Genomic DNA, 18,006 nt, shown 5'->3' on the forward strand with positions numbered 1-18,006 from the left:
GCGGCGGGACACCTCGGTCACAGAGATCGAATTGATCCGCTCGAACGCCTCGGTCGCCGACGCCCGCGTCGTGCGATAACGCTCGATCAGTTCTTCCAGCTGCTGGTCCTCCACACTGCCCTCCATGTTCTGGCCGCCCGATCTACTCGGGTCGACGGTCGTGGTTGTCGCGGTCCTCGCCTTGATGCGTCGGTAAGGGCTCAGGCGAAGAGGTTGGACCCCGTGGGGCTTCCCCATGCGCCGTCGTCCTGTCTCAGCAGCGCGGAGATGTCCGGGCGTCCGTCCGGGCCTTCCTCCGGGGGCGTGGCTTCGCCGCTCGAAGAGTCGGCATCGGTGTTCTGCCTGTCTTCCGTCTCTTCGGCCTCCGCCCGGTCGATGGCCTCCTGCATGCGTGTCACGGCTTGTGCCATCGTCAAGCCACCGGTCTCCTGCGTGATCCAATCCGGGGCAAGCTCCGTGGAAGACTGCTCAGGTCGCCAGATCGCCCGGCCCGAGCCGCCGTCCGGAACACCCTGCTCCACCCGCGGAGCGCCGGCCGTCGCGGATCCTGGCTCGGGACTTTCCTGCTCCTGTTCGGCCTGTTCGCCTCTGTACCGCCCCTGCCACAGCAGGGGCATCAGAGCCCCGGGGGCGACCGCCCACGCGGCCGTCTCGTCGTCCGGCACACCATCGTGCGCTGCGGCGCCCACCGTATGCCCTGGTGCTGTGGCGGTGGCCGTGGCAGGCACGGCGGGTGCGCCGGCAGAGGACGGTTGCGGTACCGCGGCCTCCGCGGCGCCGGTGACGGCCACAGACGTTGCCTGCGCGGCAGATTCGCCAGTGCCGACGGCAGAGGACGGTTGCGGTACCACGGCCTCCGCGGCGCCGGTGACGGCCACAGACGTTGCCTGCGCGGCAGATTCGCCGGTGCCGACGGCACCTGCCGCCGCGGTCGCGGTCGTTTCGGTCTGCGGGAGATCCGGAGGAGCCGTCCCCGGTTCGGGCCCGGTGTCGGCCGCCGCGGCCGACACCGCCCCGTCGCCCTCCCGCGCCACGGTCGGCATCGCCGGTCCACCGGCGCCGGCGGTCGGCTCCGCTGCCTGCGGGAGGTCTGCGGCCGCCGTCCCCGGCTCGGCACCGGAGGCGAACTGTGCGTCCGCCGCCCGCAGTTCCTCCTCCGACGCGGTCCACGGTTCCTGCCGTTCGGCAGGCACTCCGGCCTCCCCGGGGCGTTCCGTCGAACTGCTGCCCGGCGTCTGCCCAGCGAGGGCGGCGCCCGTTGCCATCCCGCCCGCCGGCAGATACGGCATGCCGACTGCCGCGGCGACCGGTGCCGCCTCATCGGCGGAGGAGTCGGCCGTGCCCGTCCCGGCGCCGTTCAGCGTCAAGACGGCGCCACCGGCCGACGCTCCGATCGCGCTGTCGAGGCCGTCTTCGCTGTGGTCCAGCCCGGCGTCCCAGGCGTCGGACGCACGCGACATGAGGCCGGACGCCTCACTGCGTTCACCTGCGCCCTGGGCCCCGGCGGCCGCGCCGGCCCCGCCCATGCCGCCCATCGGCATGTACGGCATGCCACCCGAGGCGCTCGTGCCGGCGCTGCCCGCTGTCGCGGTTTCCGTGATCGGTTCCGCGGACGCGGCCAGACCCCCATCACCGAGCGACATCGCAGTGGAGCCGGTGCCGGTGCTCGTCCCTGCGCCGCCGAGCGCTGCCAGGCCGGTGTCCGACGCGGCTCCGCCGACGGTGGAGATGCCGCCGGTGTCCAGTGCGCTTTCCGACGGAGAAAGTTTCGAAGCCGCGTCGTCGAGACCCTTCAGCCCCGAAGCCGATGCCGAGGGTATGCCCACCTGGTCGGAGAGATCCGTGCCGGCATCGGAGAGCCCCGACAGACCGGAGAGGCCGGCCGAGCCGACGCCTTTGTCCTTGCCCGTGGAGGAGGAACCGGCCTTGCCCAGGCCGCTGAGACCGCTGAGGCCGCTGAGCCCCGAGGCCACGGGGGAAATACCAGAGTCGGAAAGCGATCCGTCGCCCGTTCCCAGGCCCCCGCCGCTGCCGGCCAAACGGGAGGTGTCCGCGCCGCCACCGCCTCCAAGGCCGCTGAGACCGCTGAGCCCCGAGGCCACGGGGGAAATACCGGGGTCGGAAAGCGATCCGTCGCCCGTTCCCAGGCCCTCGCCGCTGCCGGGCAAACCGGAGGTGTCCGCGCCGCCACCGCCTCCAAGGCCGGAGAGTCCGTTCAGCGCATCCGTCGCGTCTGGGAGGGCCTCGCCGGCCCCCAAATCCGCGCCACTGCCACCCGCACCACCCAGGTTTCCCAGGTTCCCCAGAGTCGCACCGAGGTTACCGAGATTGTTCAGTTCGTCGGGCAAGCCGGTGTCCGTGGCGCTGCCTGTGCTGTCGGTTCCACCGTCCAACCCGACGAACGGATTTTTGACGTCAGTGGGCGGGACCACGTTTGCCACGGTGGGCTGGTAGTGATTGTTGACGGCATAAATGATGGTTATCAGGTCTTGCTTGAGGAGCCGTTCGAGCTGCTCAAGAAAAGCGGCGAAACGGCCGTGCGTCTGCTTCCCCGATGAATCACCTATGACGATCCCACTGACCGCCGCCAACTGATTTCCGTAGAACTCGTCCACTTTGATGGTCATGTCGATCGCGGCTTGCAGGGTGGCCGCGCAATCGGCCACTTGCTGTGCCAGCGATGGATGAAAGGGGGTGGTAGCCATCGCGTCCGCGTTCGCCAGGAGCTGGTCACCGAGCACTTTCATCATCGCGTCGAACGATCGCGCGGCCGGCCCTTGCCAACTACCGTTGTCGCCGGTCAGCGCCTCCGTCACCTTGTGCATAGAATTGCCGACCGCGCGGTAGGTCTTCTCCGCCTGATCAAATGCCGTGGCAAGCTGACTGAGGGTCGCCGGATTGGAGGTATCTGCGGCGAGTCTTTGATTGGTGTCATTGCTTGCCAGAACCGACTGCCCCAGATATTTACCCGAGCCACCGACGAGCATCGTCTCAAGCCCTTGCCACGGCGAATCATTGAGTTTCTTATGCTCGTCCGCGGTATCTGCAAGCGAGTTCTGCGCATCAAGGACATATTCACCGCCAGCACCTCTGGTCAGGTAATCAGGCAGGTTATCCTGGTCGGCGTTCGCGTCGAGGAATGGATCTTTTTTGGCCATGTGCGCCGCGCTCCTGGGTCGCCGCTTGCTTGATCGTCTCCGGGTTCAATTCCGCAGGATTCGGCTGCGGCGGCCGGCCCTGCTCGGGCTAGGCGTCGGACTTCCCGCCGGATTCCTCCGCCGAGCTGTTGATTCCCTGTATCTGTGCTACCGACGGAGCCAGCAAGTCCTGGATCTGCGCTGCCGTCACTTCGGTCGACTCGCCGGTATGCGCATATTTGTCCCGGGTGGCGGGTATGGCCGTCTGAGCCAGGCTTCCCATGAGATCCCTAGCTTTCCCCGTCGTCGCCGCATGCGCATCGCGATGCTTCGTGAGAAGAAGTCCCGTGGCAGCGGCAGTCGGCCAGCCACCCGCCGCGGCGTTGAGCGCCGCGACGAGCGTATTATGTGAGTCGTCCAAGAGTCGGCCGCAATCCAGAAAGTGCTGTATGAGGAGGTCGAATTCATGGGCGCTCGGCACACTCACTCCATGCCCATTCCCCTCTGAGAAGTTCGGCGAATTGATTTCCGCCACGTTACTGGCGGCCAGCGCGCCTGTACCCGCAGAGACGGTGGGATCGAGCGGACCGTCGTAGCCGACCGCCGTATCCTTGACGTCTTCTTGCGGGGCTTCCGGGCCGTGGAAATCATCGCGCCCGTCCATGACTACCTCTTTTCTGGTTCCCCGATTCGGCTTGGCTTTTTCTGCCTCCGCGAGACGGGTGGTACCCCTGACGGTCGGGTACCACCCGTGCAGCCGCGAGGGCCGTGATGGTCATCCACCGAAAGCGGCGGTATTGATCTTCTCGGTGGTGTTCATGTCCTCGTGGATATGGCTAAGTGCCGAACGGGCTTGATCGGCATCGGTGGCCATGTCGTAGGCGTCCCGATCCCACTTCCTCCTGCGAAGGATGTACTGGTCCTTACTCTCGTCGTTCCACCCCAGCAGCGACAGGTCCTTGTGTTGCAGTTCCAGGATGTAGTCGCGAATATCCTTGACGTAGGCGTCGAACTGTGCAACACCTTCGTCCAGACTGCTCGGAACGTATGCGTAGGTGATTTCCGACATGCGATTTCCTTTCCGGGATGATGTGGTTGACGGGGTCGGAGTGAGGCCGTCACAGAAGGTTCAGGCCGCGGCCAGGAGCCGAGGGGCTGTTCGCCACCCCACCACCGATGATGCCCCCAAGGTCACCCTGGACGGGCACGCCGAGGGTCCCCCCGCTGATACCCCCGCCCTCCGCAGGCACGTCTTGGACGGGCACGTCGGATGTGAGGGGGAGGCCAGGGGTGCCCGGGTTCATGCCCGCCATGGCGCCGTTCAGTTGACCGACAGAGGCTTCCATGGCGTCATTGGCGCGAGTGGTCTGAGTGTGGGCCGCCGCCACTCCCTGGCTGATACTCTGGAGATCATTGAGGATGAGTCCGACCTTCTGGTGGTAATCCCTCATGTACGCGTGGAACATTGTGGCGGCGGTGCCCTGCCACTGGATTTCGGCGACGAAACCATCCAGAGTCGCGACTTTGCTATTCAGGGTGCTGTACGCATCCTCCAAGTAGATTTGGGCCGCCCTCAGGCCATCCGTAGTGGTTGACTTCATACCAGCCATGTGATCCTCCTGGTCGCCGTATTGAGTAACGGTCAGATCGCTCGCCGTTTGCCAGTCACTTCACTTCGTATTTCCATACTGCGGATCCGTCGGGTCGGTGACGACGATTCACCGTCTTCGGTGTCCGGTCGTCCCCACGAGTGGGTCTTATCGGTCCCCCGCCGTACTCGCCGCGCCCGCCGCCGCGCGTACGTCCTTGGGCTGTACCGTGTGCCCATTGCAGTGCGCTTCGACGAGGTCGGCGAACCGGTGGGCCCCGTAGGCGCCGAAGCCGGGGAAACCGGCAGCCAGGACTTTCTCCAGTTCCTGCCGTACTTCCGGGCCGACGACGTGGCCGAGGTCGCGCAGGCGGCGGCAGACCAACTCCGTGATCTCCGGAAGGTCGTAGGGGCGCAGACGCAGGTACTCGGCGAAGCAGCGGGTGAGATCGCGGTGTCCACGCAGAAGGGCCAGCAGCCGGCTGTCGGTACCGGTCAGTACCACAGCGGTGTCCGGGCCGGCGGCCTTCGCGCTCACCGCGACCGCGTCGGTGATCGCCGTTCGGTAGGGCGGGGGCAAGCTGTCGAACATGTCGTCCAGCTCCAGCAGGAGCAACCCGCCCGCCGCCTTCCGGAACATCGCTTCCGTCCACGCCGTCGCCTGTCGGGGGGTGCGGGCGGGGAACTGCGAGAGTGCTTCCGTGCGCACAGCGCCGTGTGGAAGGAAGCCGTTCTCGGCGAGACTTCGAGCGTACAGACTCGCCACCGCCTGACGTCCGCTGCCGCGCTCGCCAGCGAGCACCACGTTCGCTGTGCTCTGTACCGCTCCGCCGGAACCGCTCAGCGCAGCTAGGTCAGTCAGCCGCCGGGACAGCGCGGTTCTGACGTCGTCGAGGCCTGTCAGGGTCTCGAGGTGCTGAGCCGAAGGCACAGACGCGGCTGTCCGCCCGGCGCTGCGGTCTGCCGACCGCTGCGGGGCGGGCGGGGCGTGGGGCTTGTCGTTCTCTTCCTTCTCCGGTGCTTTCTCGATGTCCTCGGCCGTCAGACGGCTGAGCTCACTGTTGCGGGCCGGCGGCCGGTCGGCGAGACGGGACGCCTGTCTGCTGATCATGGTTTCGAAGATCTGCCGGGCGACCCGTCCGTTGCCGAAGGTCGGCCCCTTGGGTACTTGCTCGAAGTACTGGATCAGTGCGTCGAGGGCGTCGTCTCCCAATTCGTAGTAGTGCTTGTCACACAGGTTGCGGACAATGGTGACCAGTTCATCGACGGAGTAGTTGGGAAACTCGACCGTGCGCGCGAAACGGGAGGCCAGCCCCGGGTTGGAGGCCAGGAACTGCTCCATCTGCTGGGAGTAGCCGGCGACGATGACGACGATGTCGTCACGGTGGTCCTCCATCAGCTTCATCAGCGTCTCGACGGCCTCTTGACCGAAGTCGGGGCCGGTGCCCTTGGACTGGTTGGTCAGGGTGTAGGCCTCATCGATGAACAGCACGCCGCCCAGCGCACGTTGGAAGACCTCGGTGGTCTTGATGGCGGTGCCGCCGATGATCTGGGCGACCAAGTCGGCACGGGCCACCTCCACGCTATGCCCCTTGGCGAGGATGCCCAGTTCGGCGAGGACTGCCCCGTACAGCCTGGCCACCGTGGTCTTGCCGGTGCCGGGGGGTCCTGCGAAAATAAGGTGTCGGCTGATGGGAGGCATGGGCAGCCCCATCTCCGCTCGCCGCTGCGCCATCTTGTTGAGATTGATCAGGCCGTTGACCTCGCGTTTGACGCTCTCCAGGCCCACCAGTGCGTCGAGTTCGGCCAAGGGCCCGGTAGTGGTCGATGTCATGTCCGCGTCGGAAGCGTCGCGCCCCTCGGCCGCCCCGTGCCGGACGGCCACATCAGCAGTCCGCGCGCTGGAGTTCGGCCGCACAACGCCTGCGGGCCGATCGGCGGGGCGCGCGCGGTTCAGGTCGGTGCCGGCGTTGCCCACGACCTCGCAGTCCTCGACCGTGACGGGTTCACCCAAGACACAGCGGACGCCGTCCCCCGCGTTGTCCATGACGGTGCAGTGGCTGAGCGCCACCCGCGCCGACGGTTCGATGATCACTCCGTGGCCGGCGGCTCCGTGCACCCGGCAGCCTACGACATCGGCGGTGGCCCCCTCGTGCACTCGGATCCCGTCGGCGGTGGCGTCGCTGATCTCACTGTCGCGGATGGTCAGTTCGCCGTCGGCGCCGACTGCCACGCCGGTGCCGCAGTCGCGCAGGGTGGCGGAGTCGACGGTCACGGAGGAGGCACCGGTGACCGAGATGCCGCAGCCTCCCACGGCCCGCAGCAGCAGCTCGGAGACCTGGCCGCTGCCTCCTCCCGCCACTTCCAGACCGTCACCATCGCTGGTCGTGATCTCTCCGCCACGGATGGTGACACGACCACCTTCCAGTGCGCGCAGCCCACCGGTTCCTCCGGTGACCGTCAGCCGTTCGAACTCGGCGGTGGCCTTGGCTCCGGTGACGATCGCGGCCTGGGCCGCGCCACGGACCGTCAGGCCGCCGAAGACCGCAGCACCGCCGCCCTCCACCACTACGCCCAGCGGTGTCCTGGCGATCTCGCAGTCGTCCGCGCGGACCTCGGCGCCGTCCACTACCCGCAGCCCGTGGTCAGCCGCGTCGCTGACGACCACGCCGCGCAGTACCGGCGCCGCGCCGGTACCGATGTACACGGCGGATCCTGCGGAGCCGGTGAACGCACTGTCACTGATGGTGACCTTGCCGCTGCTGGTCAGATAGGCGTCACACATCTCGCTTCCGGTGACGGCGAGCCCGATCAGCTCCGCGCGCGCCTCCTGTTCCACCACCACAGCGGGCTTGGCCGTCCGGGAGATCCTGGTCTTCTCCACCAGCGCGCTCCCCTGACCGTTGACGCACACACCGTTACCTCGGGCGCCCGTCAAGTCGCAGTCGCGGAGGGTGAGCCGCCCCCGCTCGGCGACTACGACGGCGGAGGAGCCGGTGTCGGCGACCGTTGTCTTCTCGACCGTGCCGGCCTCCGGTGAAGTCACCACGATCCCCGCACCGAGGGTGTTGGCCATCCGGCAGTCGCGGACCGCCAGGCGCCCCTCGTTCCAGGCGAGTACGGCGGCCCAGGCGTGACCGGTCACCGTGCAGCCGTCGAGGGCCGCCTGCCCCTGCCGGACCTCGAGAACGGGGGCTTCCGGGTCGTTGCCCGACAGGGTCAGCCCGGTCAGCTGGACGGCCTCGGCCTCCACCGTGACGGCACTGCCCTCGCCGGCGTGCACCCGCACTTCGCCGGCCACGGTGGCGTCGGCGCTCAGGGTGATCGCCCGGGTGATGACGAGCGACTCCTCGTAACGTCCTGGGCCGAGGAGGAGCAGGGAACCGTCACGGGCGTCGGCCAGAGCCTGGGAGATGGTGCGGTAGGCACCGGGCCGGTCCGGTGAAACGATCAGTGTCTGTCGGCTCACCGTGGTGTCTCCTCGCCCTGTAGGGCTTGTTGTGTTGGGATCGCGGGTGCATGCGGAAATGCCGGGACGATCAGTCCGGGCGGGTTGGTGAACGCGGTCGTGAACGCCTCAGGCACCGGTTGCGCCCGGCGGCCGTCGCCCGCGGCCGCCCGCACGGCCTCGTCGGCGGACTCCAGCCCGGTGGTCGCGAGATCGTCCAAGGTGCTCCGTTCGGCCGGGCTGTCGGAGGCCGCGGCCCGTTCCGGCTCAGTCAGCTCCCTCAGCAGCACCACCCGGCGCCCCTCGCCGCCGGTGACCCGCAGTGCCTTGAAGGCGGTGCCAGGCAGGAAGATCACCCGGTCGGGCAGCTCCGGCTGCAGCAGGGCAGTACGGCGGGCGGTCAGCGACCAGAGCAGGATGTCGGTGTCACCGGGAAGGCCGGGTCTGGCGGTGATGAGCGCGCTGCAGAAGCCCCATTCGGTGACCGGGCCGCCCTGGCGGGCCGCCTCCTCGTACCAGGCCAATTCGGCATCGGAGAGGGTGGCTCGCAGCAGCGCGACCCCCCGGTAGGAAGGCAGCCGCTGCAGTCCGGCCGCCACACAGCGGGCCAGCGGCACATGCGGCCCGATGCCGGCGCCGCGTACCGCGTCGTCCACCTGCTCGCTGGGGCCGGCCGACAGGTACAGACGGACGGCGGTCAGGTCGTTGAGGGCGGTCTTCGCCGTCTCCTTGGAGACGCCACGCAGGCCGGGGTTCTGCGACATCACACGGGTCACAAAGCCCGCGGCCTCCTCGTACCGGGCGCCGCCCGCCCGCCGCAGCCACGAGCGTTCCCGGTCGAGGTCCTGTGCCGGGGCCAGCGCGATCCGGGCGCCGGGCATGGGTACCGGCTGGACACGTACACCCGGGACCGGGGCAGGCGTCGTCGCGGGCACCGAATCGCCGACGGGTATCTCCGGCGCGGCAGAGGCCGGGGCACGGTCCGGGGACCCGATCAAGGCCGAGCCGGCGGCCGGGGCGTGGTGGTCGTCACCGGCCGTCTGTGCCGGCCGTTCCACGGCATGGGCGGCGGGAACCGCCGACGGTGCGGATTCCAGCCGGATCCCCAGGGCGGGACCCGGCCGGGGACCACCCGGACGGCCCGAGGCCGCCGGCGAGCCTGATCCGGCCGGGTTCCGCTTGTCCGCCGCCCCGGCAGGCGGCGCGTGCTCCGCGGCCGCCGTCGCAGCAGGGGCGTGCGCGGCCGGCACGTCCCCGGCGGGAGCGGGCCGGCTCGCGGCCGATGCCGGATCGGCGTCCGGCACCGGCTCACCGGCGGACGGGTCGGGCGGCACCGGCCCGGAGGCGGTGCCGTCCTCGTATGGCCCGGCCGTTGCCTGGGCATCGCCGTCGGTACCGCTGGTCGTAGCCGGGCCCGCCGGACCACGCACGGCCATACCCGGTGGCAAGGCACGGTTTGACGCGGCGTCGGCATCCGTGTGCTCCGTCTCTCCGGTGCGGGCGGTCCCCGGCGGAGCCGCTGTGTCCTGCCCCCCGTGCGCGCGACCGGGGTCCACCGGGCTCGGGCGCGTCACCGACGGGTCCGGCGCCACGCCGGACGCGGCCGCGCCGGACGGGAACTCGCCCGGACCGGAACCGGCCTCCGCTCCCAGCCCGGCACGCGGCGTGTCCTGGACGCCCAGGTCCTTGCCCGGATGCTTCCCCGCTCCCGGCACTCGCCGCGGAAGTACGGCAAGCTCCTCGACTGCCCGCGGCAAAACGTTCGCGTACGGGACGCTGCCCGGCCAGGCCATGGCCGGGGCGGGCTCCGCCGGGGAGGCGGACAACACGATGCTCCGCCCGCCGGGCCGTCGTGCGGCGCCGATCGCGTAACCGGCAGGCAGCACGACACTGCGCAGGCGCTCGGCCAGCGGCAGGCGCTCCAGGATCTCGTGGGCGAGGGCACGCAGGCGAGTCGCGATGGAGGGGGTGCTCTCGTCGAAAAGTACAGCCGCGTGGGCGGGGTCCGCCGGCGCTGCCCGCACGGTGTCCGCGCCGGGCGGGTCCTCCGGCGGGCGTACCCACAGACCCGACTGCACGATCTCCACCACGGCATCGGGTGCATACCGATAGGCGCCCCGTCCGAGCGGTTGCAGTCCCGGCAACGGGCTGCGGGCCCGGCGCGGAACGGGCGCCGCACCTCCTGGCGTATACGCGAGTTCACCCGCGTACGGCCGCCATCCGAGCTGGCCGTCCGCGCCCAGAGTGTGCACCTCCGGCACGCCGCCGGCGTCACCGACGGCCGGGAAGCCGTTGCACAGCACGATCTCATGGTCGAGCAGCTCAGCGAGTGCCCGGCCGAGCACTGTGCCGTGGGGCACGTCGACCGGTCCATAGGGCACGAAGAGCATCTGGCGGCGGCCGGTGGACGGCCGGGTACGCCAGAAGGCGGCGATGTCCGTCAGCGACAGCGCCGGACCGCCAGGTACGCCGAGCACCACGGCGGCGAGGTCGGGGTCGGCGACGATCCGGTCGGCCAGCACCTGTCGGGGGACTTCGAGTCCGTTGTCGTTCCCGGGACGCAGCCACACCCCGCCGGGAATCGGTTCGGCGATGCCGACCGGCCCGATGGCGACGGGGGCGCCGGGCACGAAGAACTCCCAGTCCGGCCTGGGGAAGCGCTGCGAGTCAGGAAGGGCGGGGCGCCCCGGCTGGTAGCGCAGCCAGCCGCGGCCGTTGCCGGAGGGGATGAACAGCGCACCCCCCGCGGCGGCCAGCTGGTGCCCGTCCGGAGCCAGCACCGCGCGGTCAAGCCGGTCGGCGAGCCATTGGGCCAGCCGCGCCGTCTGAGTGCGGGAGCTGCGGCCCGGAATCATCCGGAAGGTGCCCCTGCGCCGCTCCAGAATCCGGGCCAGCGATTCCAGGAGGTCGGATGGCGGATCGGCGGGCAGGTCCAGCACCACCAGATTGTGCTGACCGTCCGGCGCCAGCCCGCGGGCGAAGAGCTGGGCACGATGGTCGGCCGCCGCACGGGGGCGGATCAGCAGGGCGTTGTTCAGGGTCTGGGCCACGAGTGGGCGGCGTGGCAGTGCCGGGGCGAGCCTCACTGCCGTCCCCCGGTCACGCCGGTGCTGCCGAGTGTCGGGCCGGCCGGTATCGACTCAAGCAGGACCCGTGGCAGCGTCCGCGCGGCGGTGGCGCTGTAACCGAGCGCGGTGGCGGCGCGATCGTCGGCCAGCGGGTATCTCCGGCCCTGATCGGTGATCAGGTACAGCTGGGCGGGCGTGGAGTCGCCCGTGGCCGGTGGTGTGGCGAGGACCCCGCTTCCGGCGGGCAACAGGATGCTCGATCCATCGGCGGCGGCCGACCCGCTCTCCGTCACCAGCACGCTGTTCAGCGTGGAGCCCCGCATCCGCTGCCGCAGGCAGAGCGCGCCGGTACCGGTACCCGCGTCTCGAGTGCGCACCACATCGGGGAGCCGGGTGAGCAGGGAGCGGTCGGCCGATTCCGGCAGGGCGGCCACGGCGTCGGGGGTCACCTCCCGCGGCTGGCCGTGGCTGACGGAGAGCAGGGCCGCTTCGGTCGCGGTGACCGGCGCGACACCGTCGCTCCGCAAGACGTAGAAGTGGACGGAGCCGGCGACGCTGGTACGGAGCAGGTCGCCCGTATGCAGCGCGCGCCCGGCGACCCGCGGGCCTGGAGAGCCACTGCCGGGCACGGTGGCCTGGGTCAGGTCGGGGCCCGTCGGCAGGTCGGCGAGCCAGGCCGCGGGGGCTGTTACCGGGTCGTCGGCGTCCAGGCCCAGCGCGACCAGCGCGGCACGGCCGGGCACCCGGTACTTGGTGTCGCGTAGGACCACGTAGTGAGTGCCGTGCGGATCGACGACCAGGACATGTACGCCCGCGGGCACCACCGTGGCGGCGTGCCCGGCGGGCTGGAAGTCGATGACCAGATCACCTGGCCGGCGGGGGTGCAGGCACTCCGACCAGGCTCCCGTGAGCAGGTCCTCGGCAGACGGGATGGCGTCGGGGGCCCCGGCGATGCCGAGGACCGTGCCCCGGGGTACCCCGTTCAAATCGGAGCGGGGAACCTGGTGCGGCTGAGTGGGCTTGCCGAGGGCGAGCAGCGCGGAGGCGTAGTTGAGGACCGGGTGCAGTACACCGCCTGTGTAGAGGTAGCGGGTGCCGCTCTCCTTTTCGGCGACGAAGGGCCCGGCGGTACGCCAGCTACCGGGCTGTGGCTTGAGCAGGCCGTACACCGCGAAGCCGCCGATGAGCAGCGCCGCCAGGACGATGCCGAACACCGACCCGAGACGGGCGCGGTGCAGGGGGCCGGCGCCGGTGCGGATGTCCCCGGTGAGCAGGGCGGAGGCGAGTCTGCCGGTGGCGAAGCGGTAGGCCTGGAGGTGGTCGCGGCGAGTCTGCACGGTACCGGTGCTCCCTTCAGCCGGTCATCGACCGGACGTGGGCGTAGGCCCCCAGCACTTGCAGAAGCAGGGGAAGGAGGGCTAGGGCCACGACCAGTTCCAGGACTTCGCCGAGCCGTCCCCACACCGGCAGCAGACGAGCCGTCGGCGGCCGGCGGGCCGCGTTGAGCAGCCCGACGGCCGCGGACAGCAGCAGGAGAACCGATCCGATGTGCCAGAACAGGCCGGCCGGGCCGTAGATCGCCACCAGTGTCAGGCTCGCCGCCCCGCCGAGCAGGCTGGGGCCGCGCTGCCACACCCCGATCTGGCTCCATGCGCGCAGCAGCATCGCGGCGCCGAGCACGAGGGCCAGCGTCGTGGCGCCCCACCCGTCCTGGTGCGCGAGCAGGCCGGTCGCCGCCGTGGCGACGGCGGCCGTGCCGATCGCGGTGACGTCGAGCCACACCTCGGCGACGGCCACCCGCCGGGCGATGCGTTCCGCCGGTTCGGCCGCGATGTCCCGCTGCAGCTCCTCGCTGTCATGCGGGAGCTGGGGCACCCGCAGCCGGGCGGCCCGCAACGCCATCCATGGCATCCAGTGGCCGAGCAGGACGACGGCGACGGCCACGACGGTCACGGCCTGTGCCGCGGTCCAGTCGCGCGCCATGACCAGGCCGGCGCAGACAGCGGTGAGGGTCGCGATCGTGCAGACGGCTGCCGGGAGGAGGGCCGGCAGCCGGCCGCCGAACAGAAGCAGGACGGCGATCACCACCGGGTAGGCGGCGCCGAGGAGCACGTCCTCGTAGCCCGGCGACAGCAGTGCGGCCGGGCCGTGCAGGGCGGTGATCCCGCCCAGCGCGGCGAACAGACACGCCCCCGACCCGGCGACTATACGGGCGGCGCGGTCGGCGGGTGTCCGGTTGTCCTGGAGGCAGGCGAGGGCGAGCAGCACGGCGACGCAGCCGGCGACCACCGACGGTGCCCGGCCGACGCCCGTGCGCAGCGCCGCCGCGGTCAGCCCCCCGAGAGCCAGGCAGGCCACTGCCAGGGTCATGGCGCGCGTAAGCTCCGGCCGCCACCGGTCGGACCGGCCCTGCACCGTCCGGGCGATTCCGTCGGCCACGTCGTCGAAGGCGAAGCCCGGCAGCGGGTCGTGAGCCGGTCGCAGCTGGAGCACCTCGCCGTGGCGCAGCCCCGCGCTGTACGGCGTGTCGTCGGGGGCAAGCGGTTCCTCGCCCAGGCGCTGCAGGGTCCAGGTGGCGGAGTCGTCGCCCTGGTCGTCGGGCAGCTTCGGGCCGAGAGCGAGCAACAGCGCGGAGACGGTCGTGGCCACCGGGACGGCGAGGTCGGCGCGGCCGCGAGGTCCTTCGACGGTGAGCCGCACGACGCCCGTGCCGGGGACGAACGGCGGGCGGGAGGCGGACGCGGCGGCGGTCATGGTGCTCCTGAGGGCGAGGAGGGGCGGGGTGGGCGAGCCACGGTGGAGCCGACGGCGGACGACGCGCTCACCGCGGCGGCACGACACGGCTGTGGTCCAGTGCGGTGTGGTGCGGTGTGGTGAACGGCCTGCTCACGGCGGTGGCACATGGCCAGTGTGGACGAGTCCGAGGCTGCGCCGGGTGACGAGTTGGGCACGGCCCGGCGGCAGCGTCCGGGGTTTCGCCTCGCCGAGGAACTTGCCTTCTTCCTTGGGGTAGGAGAAGAGCAGCGCCGGGGTGCCCAGTTCCCACATCCGGCGGATGACGGGGTCGCTCGTCGCCCGCATGGCGCCGGAGGTACTGCGCGCGATGATCAGGTGCATGCCGATGGCACGGCCCTGGGCCAGCAGCGGGACGAGGGCGGCCAGGGGCGACTGAGAACCGAAGCCGCCGCCGGAGAAGAGGTCGTAATCGTCGACGACCACGAACACCTTCGGGCCGTTCCACCAGTCGCGCCGGGCGATCCGGTCGGGGGGGATGTCGGGGCCGGGCAGCCGCTGGTTCATGGACACCACGGTGTTGGCCGCAAGGTCGGTCAGCGCCTCGGACTCCACGGCATAGCCCACCCGGTACTCGTCGGGGACCGAGGTGAGCAGTTCACGGCTCGGGTCGGCGAGGACGATCTTTGCCTGGGTGGGCTGGTAGCGGGTCGTGATGGCGTTCAGGACCAGTCGCAGGGCGTTGGTCTTGCCAGTTGATCCGTCGCCGAAGACCATCAGGTTCGGCACGGTGTCGAAGTCGTGCCAGACGGGTTCGAGACGGCGTTCGTCCAGGCCGATGCAGACACGCAGGTCGCCGTCGGGCGCGGGAAGCTGCCGGACGGGGAGGTCGGCGGGCAGCAGCCGTACCGGCGGGGCGGGCCGACCGGGCCAGAAGGCGGCGATCTCGGCGACGGCGGACTTGGTGGCGACGGTGAGGTCCTCGATGCGCGAGGAGCTGTCCAGCCGGGGCAGCGCGGCGAGGAAGTGTTGGCCGCCGCTGGTCAGGCCGCGACCGGGCAGTTCGGGCACCCCGCGGGCCGTGCGGGAACCGACCTCGGACTCCATCGCGTCGCCCAGACGCAGTTCGAGCTTGGTGCCGAGCAGGTCGCGCAGCCGTGGCCGGATCTCCGACCAGCGCACGGCGGAGACGATGACATGGATACCGAAGGCCAGCCCGCGGGCGGCGAGTTCGGAGACTCGCGCTTCGAGATCCTCGAAATCCTGGCGCAGCGTAAACCAGCCGTCGACCACCAGGAACACGTCGCCGTGCGGATCGTCGAGCGTGCCTTCGGCTCGTCGTCGGCGGTAGGCAGCCATGGATTCCAGGCTCTGCTCGGTGAAGGTCCGCTCACGGCGTTCGAGGAGCTGGAAGAGTTCCTCGACAGTGCGCTGCACCCGGTCCCGGTCGAGCCGGGTGGCCAGCGAGCCGATGTGCGGCAGACCGGTGGTCGAGACGATGCCGCCGCCGCCGAAGTCCAGGCAGTAGAACTGGATCTCCTCCGGCGTGTGGGTGAGCGCCAAGGAGAGGATCAGGGTGCGCAGCAGGGTCGACTTGCCGGTCTGCGGGGCGCCGACGATGCCCACGTGCCCGGCGGCGCCGGACAGGTCGGCCTCCAGGAGTTCGCGCACCTGCTCATGGGGGCGATCCACGGTGCCCAGCGGTGCCTTCAGCGTGCCCAGTGCCGGGTGCCCGATGGCGTTCATGCCGCGGGTCGGGTCGGGCACGATGCCGGGGAGCATCTGGTCGAGGCTGGGTGAGGCAGCCAGCGGCGGCAGCCACACCTGGCGGGCCGGCGGGCCGGAGTTCTCCAGCCGGTTCACCAGCACCTCCAGCAGGAGGTCGTCGCTGTCGGGCTCCTCCGGCGCCACGGGGTCACCGGTCGTGGGGCCGTCCGGGACCGGGGCCGTATTATCGCCCTCCGGCGGCAGTTCGGGCTGGCGCCGGTCGAGGTCGAAGGCGAGCACTTCCCGGGCGGCCTGCTCCGGCTCCTGCTCGACCGTGATCGCGCGCACGGGGCCGGACACATAGGCGGCCTTGAACCGGACCAGGTTCCTCGTGTCGACTTTGAGGTAGCCGTTACCGGGCGCTGAGGGAAGCTCGTACGCGGCGGCGGCGCCGATCACGCTGCGGGACTCCATCGAGGAGAAGGTGCGCAGCGCCAGCCGGTAGGAGAGGTGTCCCTCGACCTTGCTGATCCGGCCCTCGTCCAGCCGCTGTGAGGCGAGCAGCAGATGGACGCCAAGGCTGCGCCCGAGCCGCCCGATGGAGACGAACAGGTCGACGAACTCTGGCTTTGAGGCGAGCAGTTCAGAGAACTCATCCACGATGACGAGCAGCGAAGGCAGCGGCGACAGCGGTGCGCCGGCGAGCCTGGCCTTCTCGTACTCCAGCTGCGAGGCGAAGCCTCTCTCCCGCAGCAGTTCCTGACGACGGACCATCTCGCCGTTGAGCGAGTCCCGCATCCGGTCGACCAGGTGCAGTTCGTCGGCCAGATTGGTGATCACCGCCGCGGTGTGCGGGAGCCGGTCGACGTGCAGGAACGTCGCTCCGCCCTTGAAGTCGACCAGGACGAAGTTCAGCACCTCGGAGGAGTGGGTGGCGGCCAGGCCGATGACCAGGGTCCGCAGCAGTTCACTCTTGCCCGAGCCGGTGGCGCCGATCAACAGCCCGTGCGGCCCCATACCGCCCTGCGCCGACTCCTTGAGGTCGAGTTCGATGACCTCGCCGTCGGCCGAGACACCGATCGGCACTCGCAGCCGGGCACTCTGCACGCTTCGGGGTCGCCACAGCGCGGCCACGTCGAAGTGACGCGGATCGCGGATGCCCAGCAGGGTGGTCAGTTCGAAGTCGGACTCCAGCGGGCGGTCTACGTCCACCGTGCCCGCGGTGCGCAGGGGCGCCAGTACCCGGGCCAGCGTGTCGGCCTCGACGGCGCTCAGCGCGTCGGCGTCGGCGCTGACCTGCTCCGCGCCCCGCTGGTACTCCAGGCGGCCCTCGCTGCTGGTCAGCCGCAGTACAGCGGGTGGACGCGCACCCCCTGCGCGATGACGACGACGAACGGCTCAGTGGTGCTAGGCGCCACGTCCGGGTCATGCTCCGGCCGGTCGCTCACATCGGATCCGAGGAGGTCGAGCAGCCGCCCGGCGTCGGTGGCGGCCAGCCGCTGGGGCCCGGTCGCGTCCTGTGCGGTCGGATGCGCGTTGTGCGGCAGCCACTTCAGCCACTGCCACTCGGCCCAGCCCTCGGCGTCGGCAAGCAGCGCAATGCGCAGGTCGTCCGGCGAGTGCAGGACCGCGAGCTGTCCGATGATCGCGCGGGCCAGGCCGAGTGCGGCCGCCCCGTCCCCGGCGAACTCCACGGCGGTGAATCGGCGCAGGGGCAGGGGCAGGGGCAGGTGGCTGACGGTCTGATAGGCGTTGAGGAAGCGGCGCAGGGAGATCGCGCAGAGCGGTTCGAGGTCCTCGACCGGCTTGGTCTGCGGCGGCACGAGTTCCAGGGCGGCGCGCCGGGCGCCGAGCCCGATCCGGACTGCGGCGAAGTCGTCGTGGCCAGGCCTGCGCTCCCAGGTCCGCGGACCGGCCGCCAGGCGCCACAGGTCGTGCGGGTGCGGATGAACGAAGTGCGCGGCCGCTCGCTGGGCCTCCGCGGCCTGCCGGGCCTGCCGGCGCGCCTGGTCGAGGTAGCGCAGGTAGTCCCGGCGCTCGGCCCGCATTTGGGATTTGCGCTGAGTGCCGTTGCGGCCCAGCTGTCCCAGGCCCATGGCCATCATGGACGCGCCCATCATCCCGGACATGAGGTAACTGCCGGTACCGCGGCTGCCGGTGGAGTACATCAGCGTCATGGTCGCGCCGCCCAGCCCCATCGGCAGATAGGTGAGCAGGGAGCTGACATCGGCGGTCGCGGGTTCGCCCAGCACCGGCGGTTCGGCGAGTTCCAGGTTTCCCTCGGGCATCTCGGGACCGGCAACGCGCGGGCCCCTCTTGAACACC

9 protein-coding genes and 1 pseudogene are annotated in these 18,006 nt (G+C 70.6%); all 10 read right to left on the reverse strand.

Annotated features, from left to right (window positions below; all coding sequences use genetic code 11):
• Window positions 1-200 precede the first annotated feature (200 nt).
• Window positions 201-3,158 carry a hypothetical protein gene (locus JF597_RS03630; RefSeq protein WP_293988609.1) on the reverse strand — a complete coding sequence of 986 codons (2,958 nt, stop codon included), beginning with the start codon at window positions 3,156-3,158 and terminating at the stop codon, window positions 201-203.
• A gap of 88 nt (window positions 3,159-3,246) precedes the next feature.
• The gene (locus tag JF597_RS03635) at window positions 3,247-3,801 is read right to left on the reverse strand and encodes a hypothetical protein (RefSeq protein WP_293988611.1); all 555 of its coding nucleotides are present in this window, start codon (window positions 3,799-3,801) and stop codon (window positions 3,247-3,249) included.
• A 111-nt stretch (window positions 3,802-3,912) separates the two neighbouring features.
• Entirely contained in the window at window positions 3,913-4,206 is a 294-nt protein-coding gene (locus tag JF597_RS03640) for a hypothetical protein (RefSeq protein ID WP_293988613.1), read from the reverse strand.
• A gap of 49 nt (window positions 4,207-4,255) precedes the next feature.
• Window positions 4,256-4,747 carry a WXG100 family type VII secretion target gene (locus tag JF597_RS03645; protein ID WP_293988616.1) on the reverse strand — a complete coding sequence of 164 codons (492 nt, stop codon included), beginning with the start codon at window positions 4,745-4,747 and terminating at the stop codon, window positions 4,256-4,258.
• A gap of 147 nt (window positions 4,748-4,894) precedes the next feature.
• A complete protein-coding gene (locus tag JF597_RS03650; RefSeq protein WP_293988623.1) occupies window positions 4,895-8,194 on the reverse strand; it encodes a right-handed parallel beta-helix repeat-containing protein in 3,300 nt (1,099 codons plus the stop codon).
• Complete coding sequence (locus JF597_RS03655; protein ID WP_293988626.1) at window positions 8,191-11,223, reverse strand: hypothetical protein; 3,033 nt, start codon at window positions 11,221-11,223, stop codon at window positions 8,191-8,193. The genes JF597_RS03650 and JF597_RS03655 overlap by 4 nt, the downstream gene beginning before the upstream one ends.
• Before the next feature lie 32 nt (window positions 11,224-11,255).
• On the reverse strand, window positions 11,256-12,578 hold the full coding sequence (eccB, locus tag JF597_RS03660) for a type VII secretion protein EccB (RefSeq protein ID WP_293988629.1): 1,323 nt from the start codon (window positions 12,576-12,578) through the stop codon (window positions 11,256-11,258).
• A 16-nt stretch (window positions 12,579-12,594) separates the two neighbouring features.
• Window positions 12,595-13,995 (reverse strand): type VII secretion integral membrane protein EccD, encoded by a 1,401-nt coding sequence (gene eccD / locus JF597_RS03665; RefSeq protein ID WP_293988632.1) that lies wholly within the window; start codon window positions 13,993-13,995, stop codon window positions 12,595-12,597.
• Window positions 13,996-14,127: 132 nt separating this feature from the next.
• Window positions 14,128-17,031 (reverse strand): type VII secretion protein EccCb, encoded by a 2,904-nt coding sequence (gene eccCb / locus JF597_RS03670; RefSeq protein ID WP_366916375.1) that lies wholly within the window; start codon window positions 17,029-17,031, stop codon window positions 14,128-14,130.
• Window positions 17,022-18,006: pseudogene (locus JF597_RS55450) on the reverse strand (secretion protein EccC); the annotation flags it as partial. The pseudogene JF597_RS55450 and the gene eccCb, both read right to left, overlap by 10 nt.

It is taken from the genome of Streptomyces sp. (assembly GCF_019510245.1).
In the GTDB taxonomy this organism is placed as follows: Bacteria; Actinomycetota; Actinomycetes; order Streptomycetales; family Streptomycetaceae; genus Streptomyces.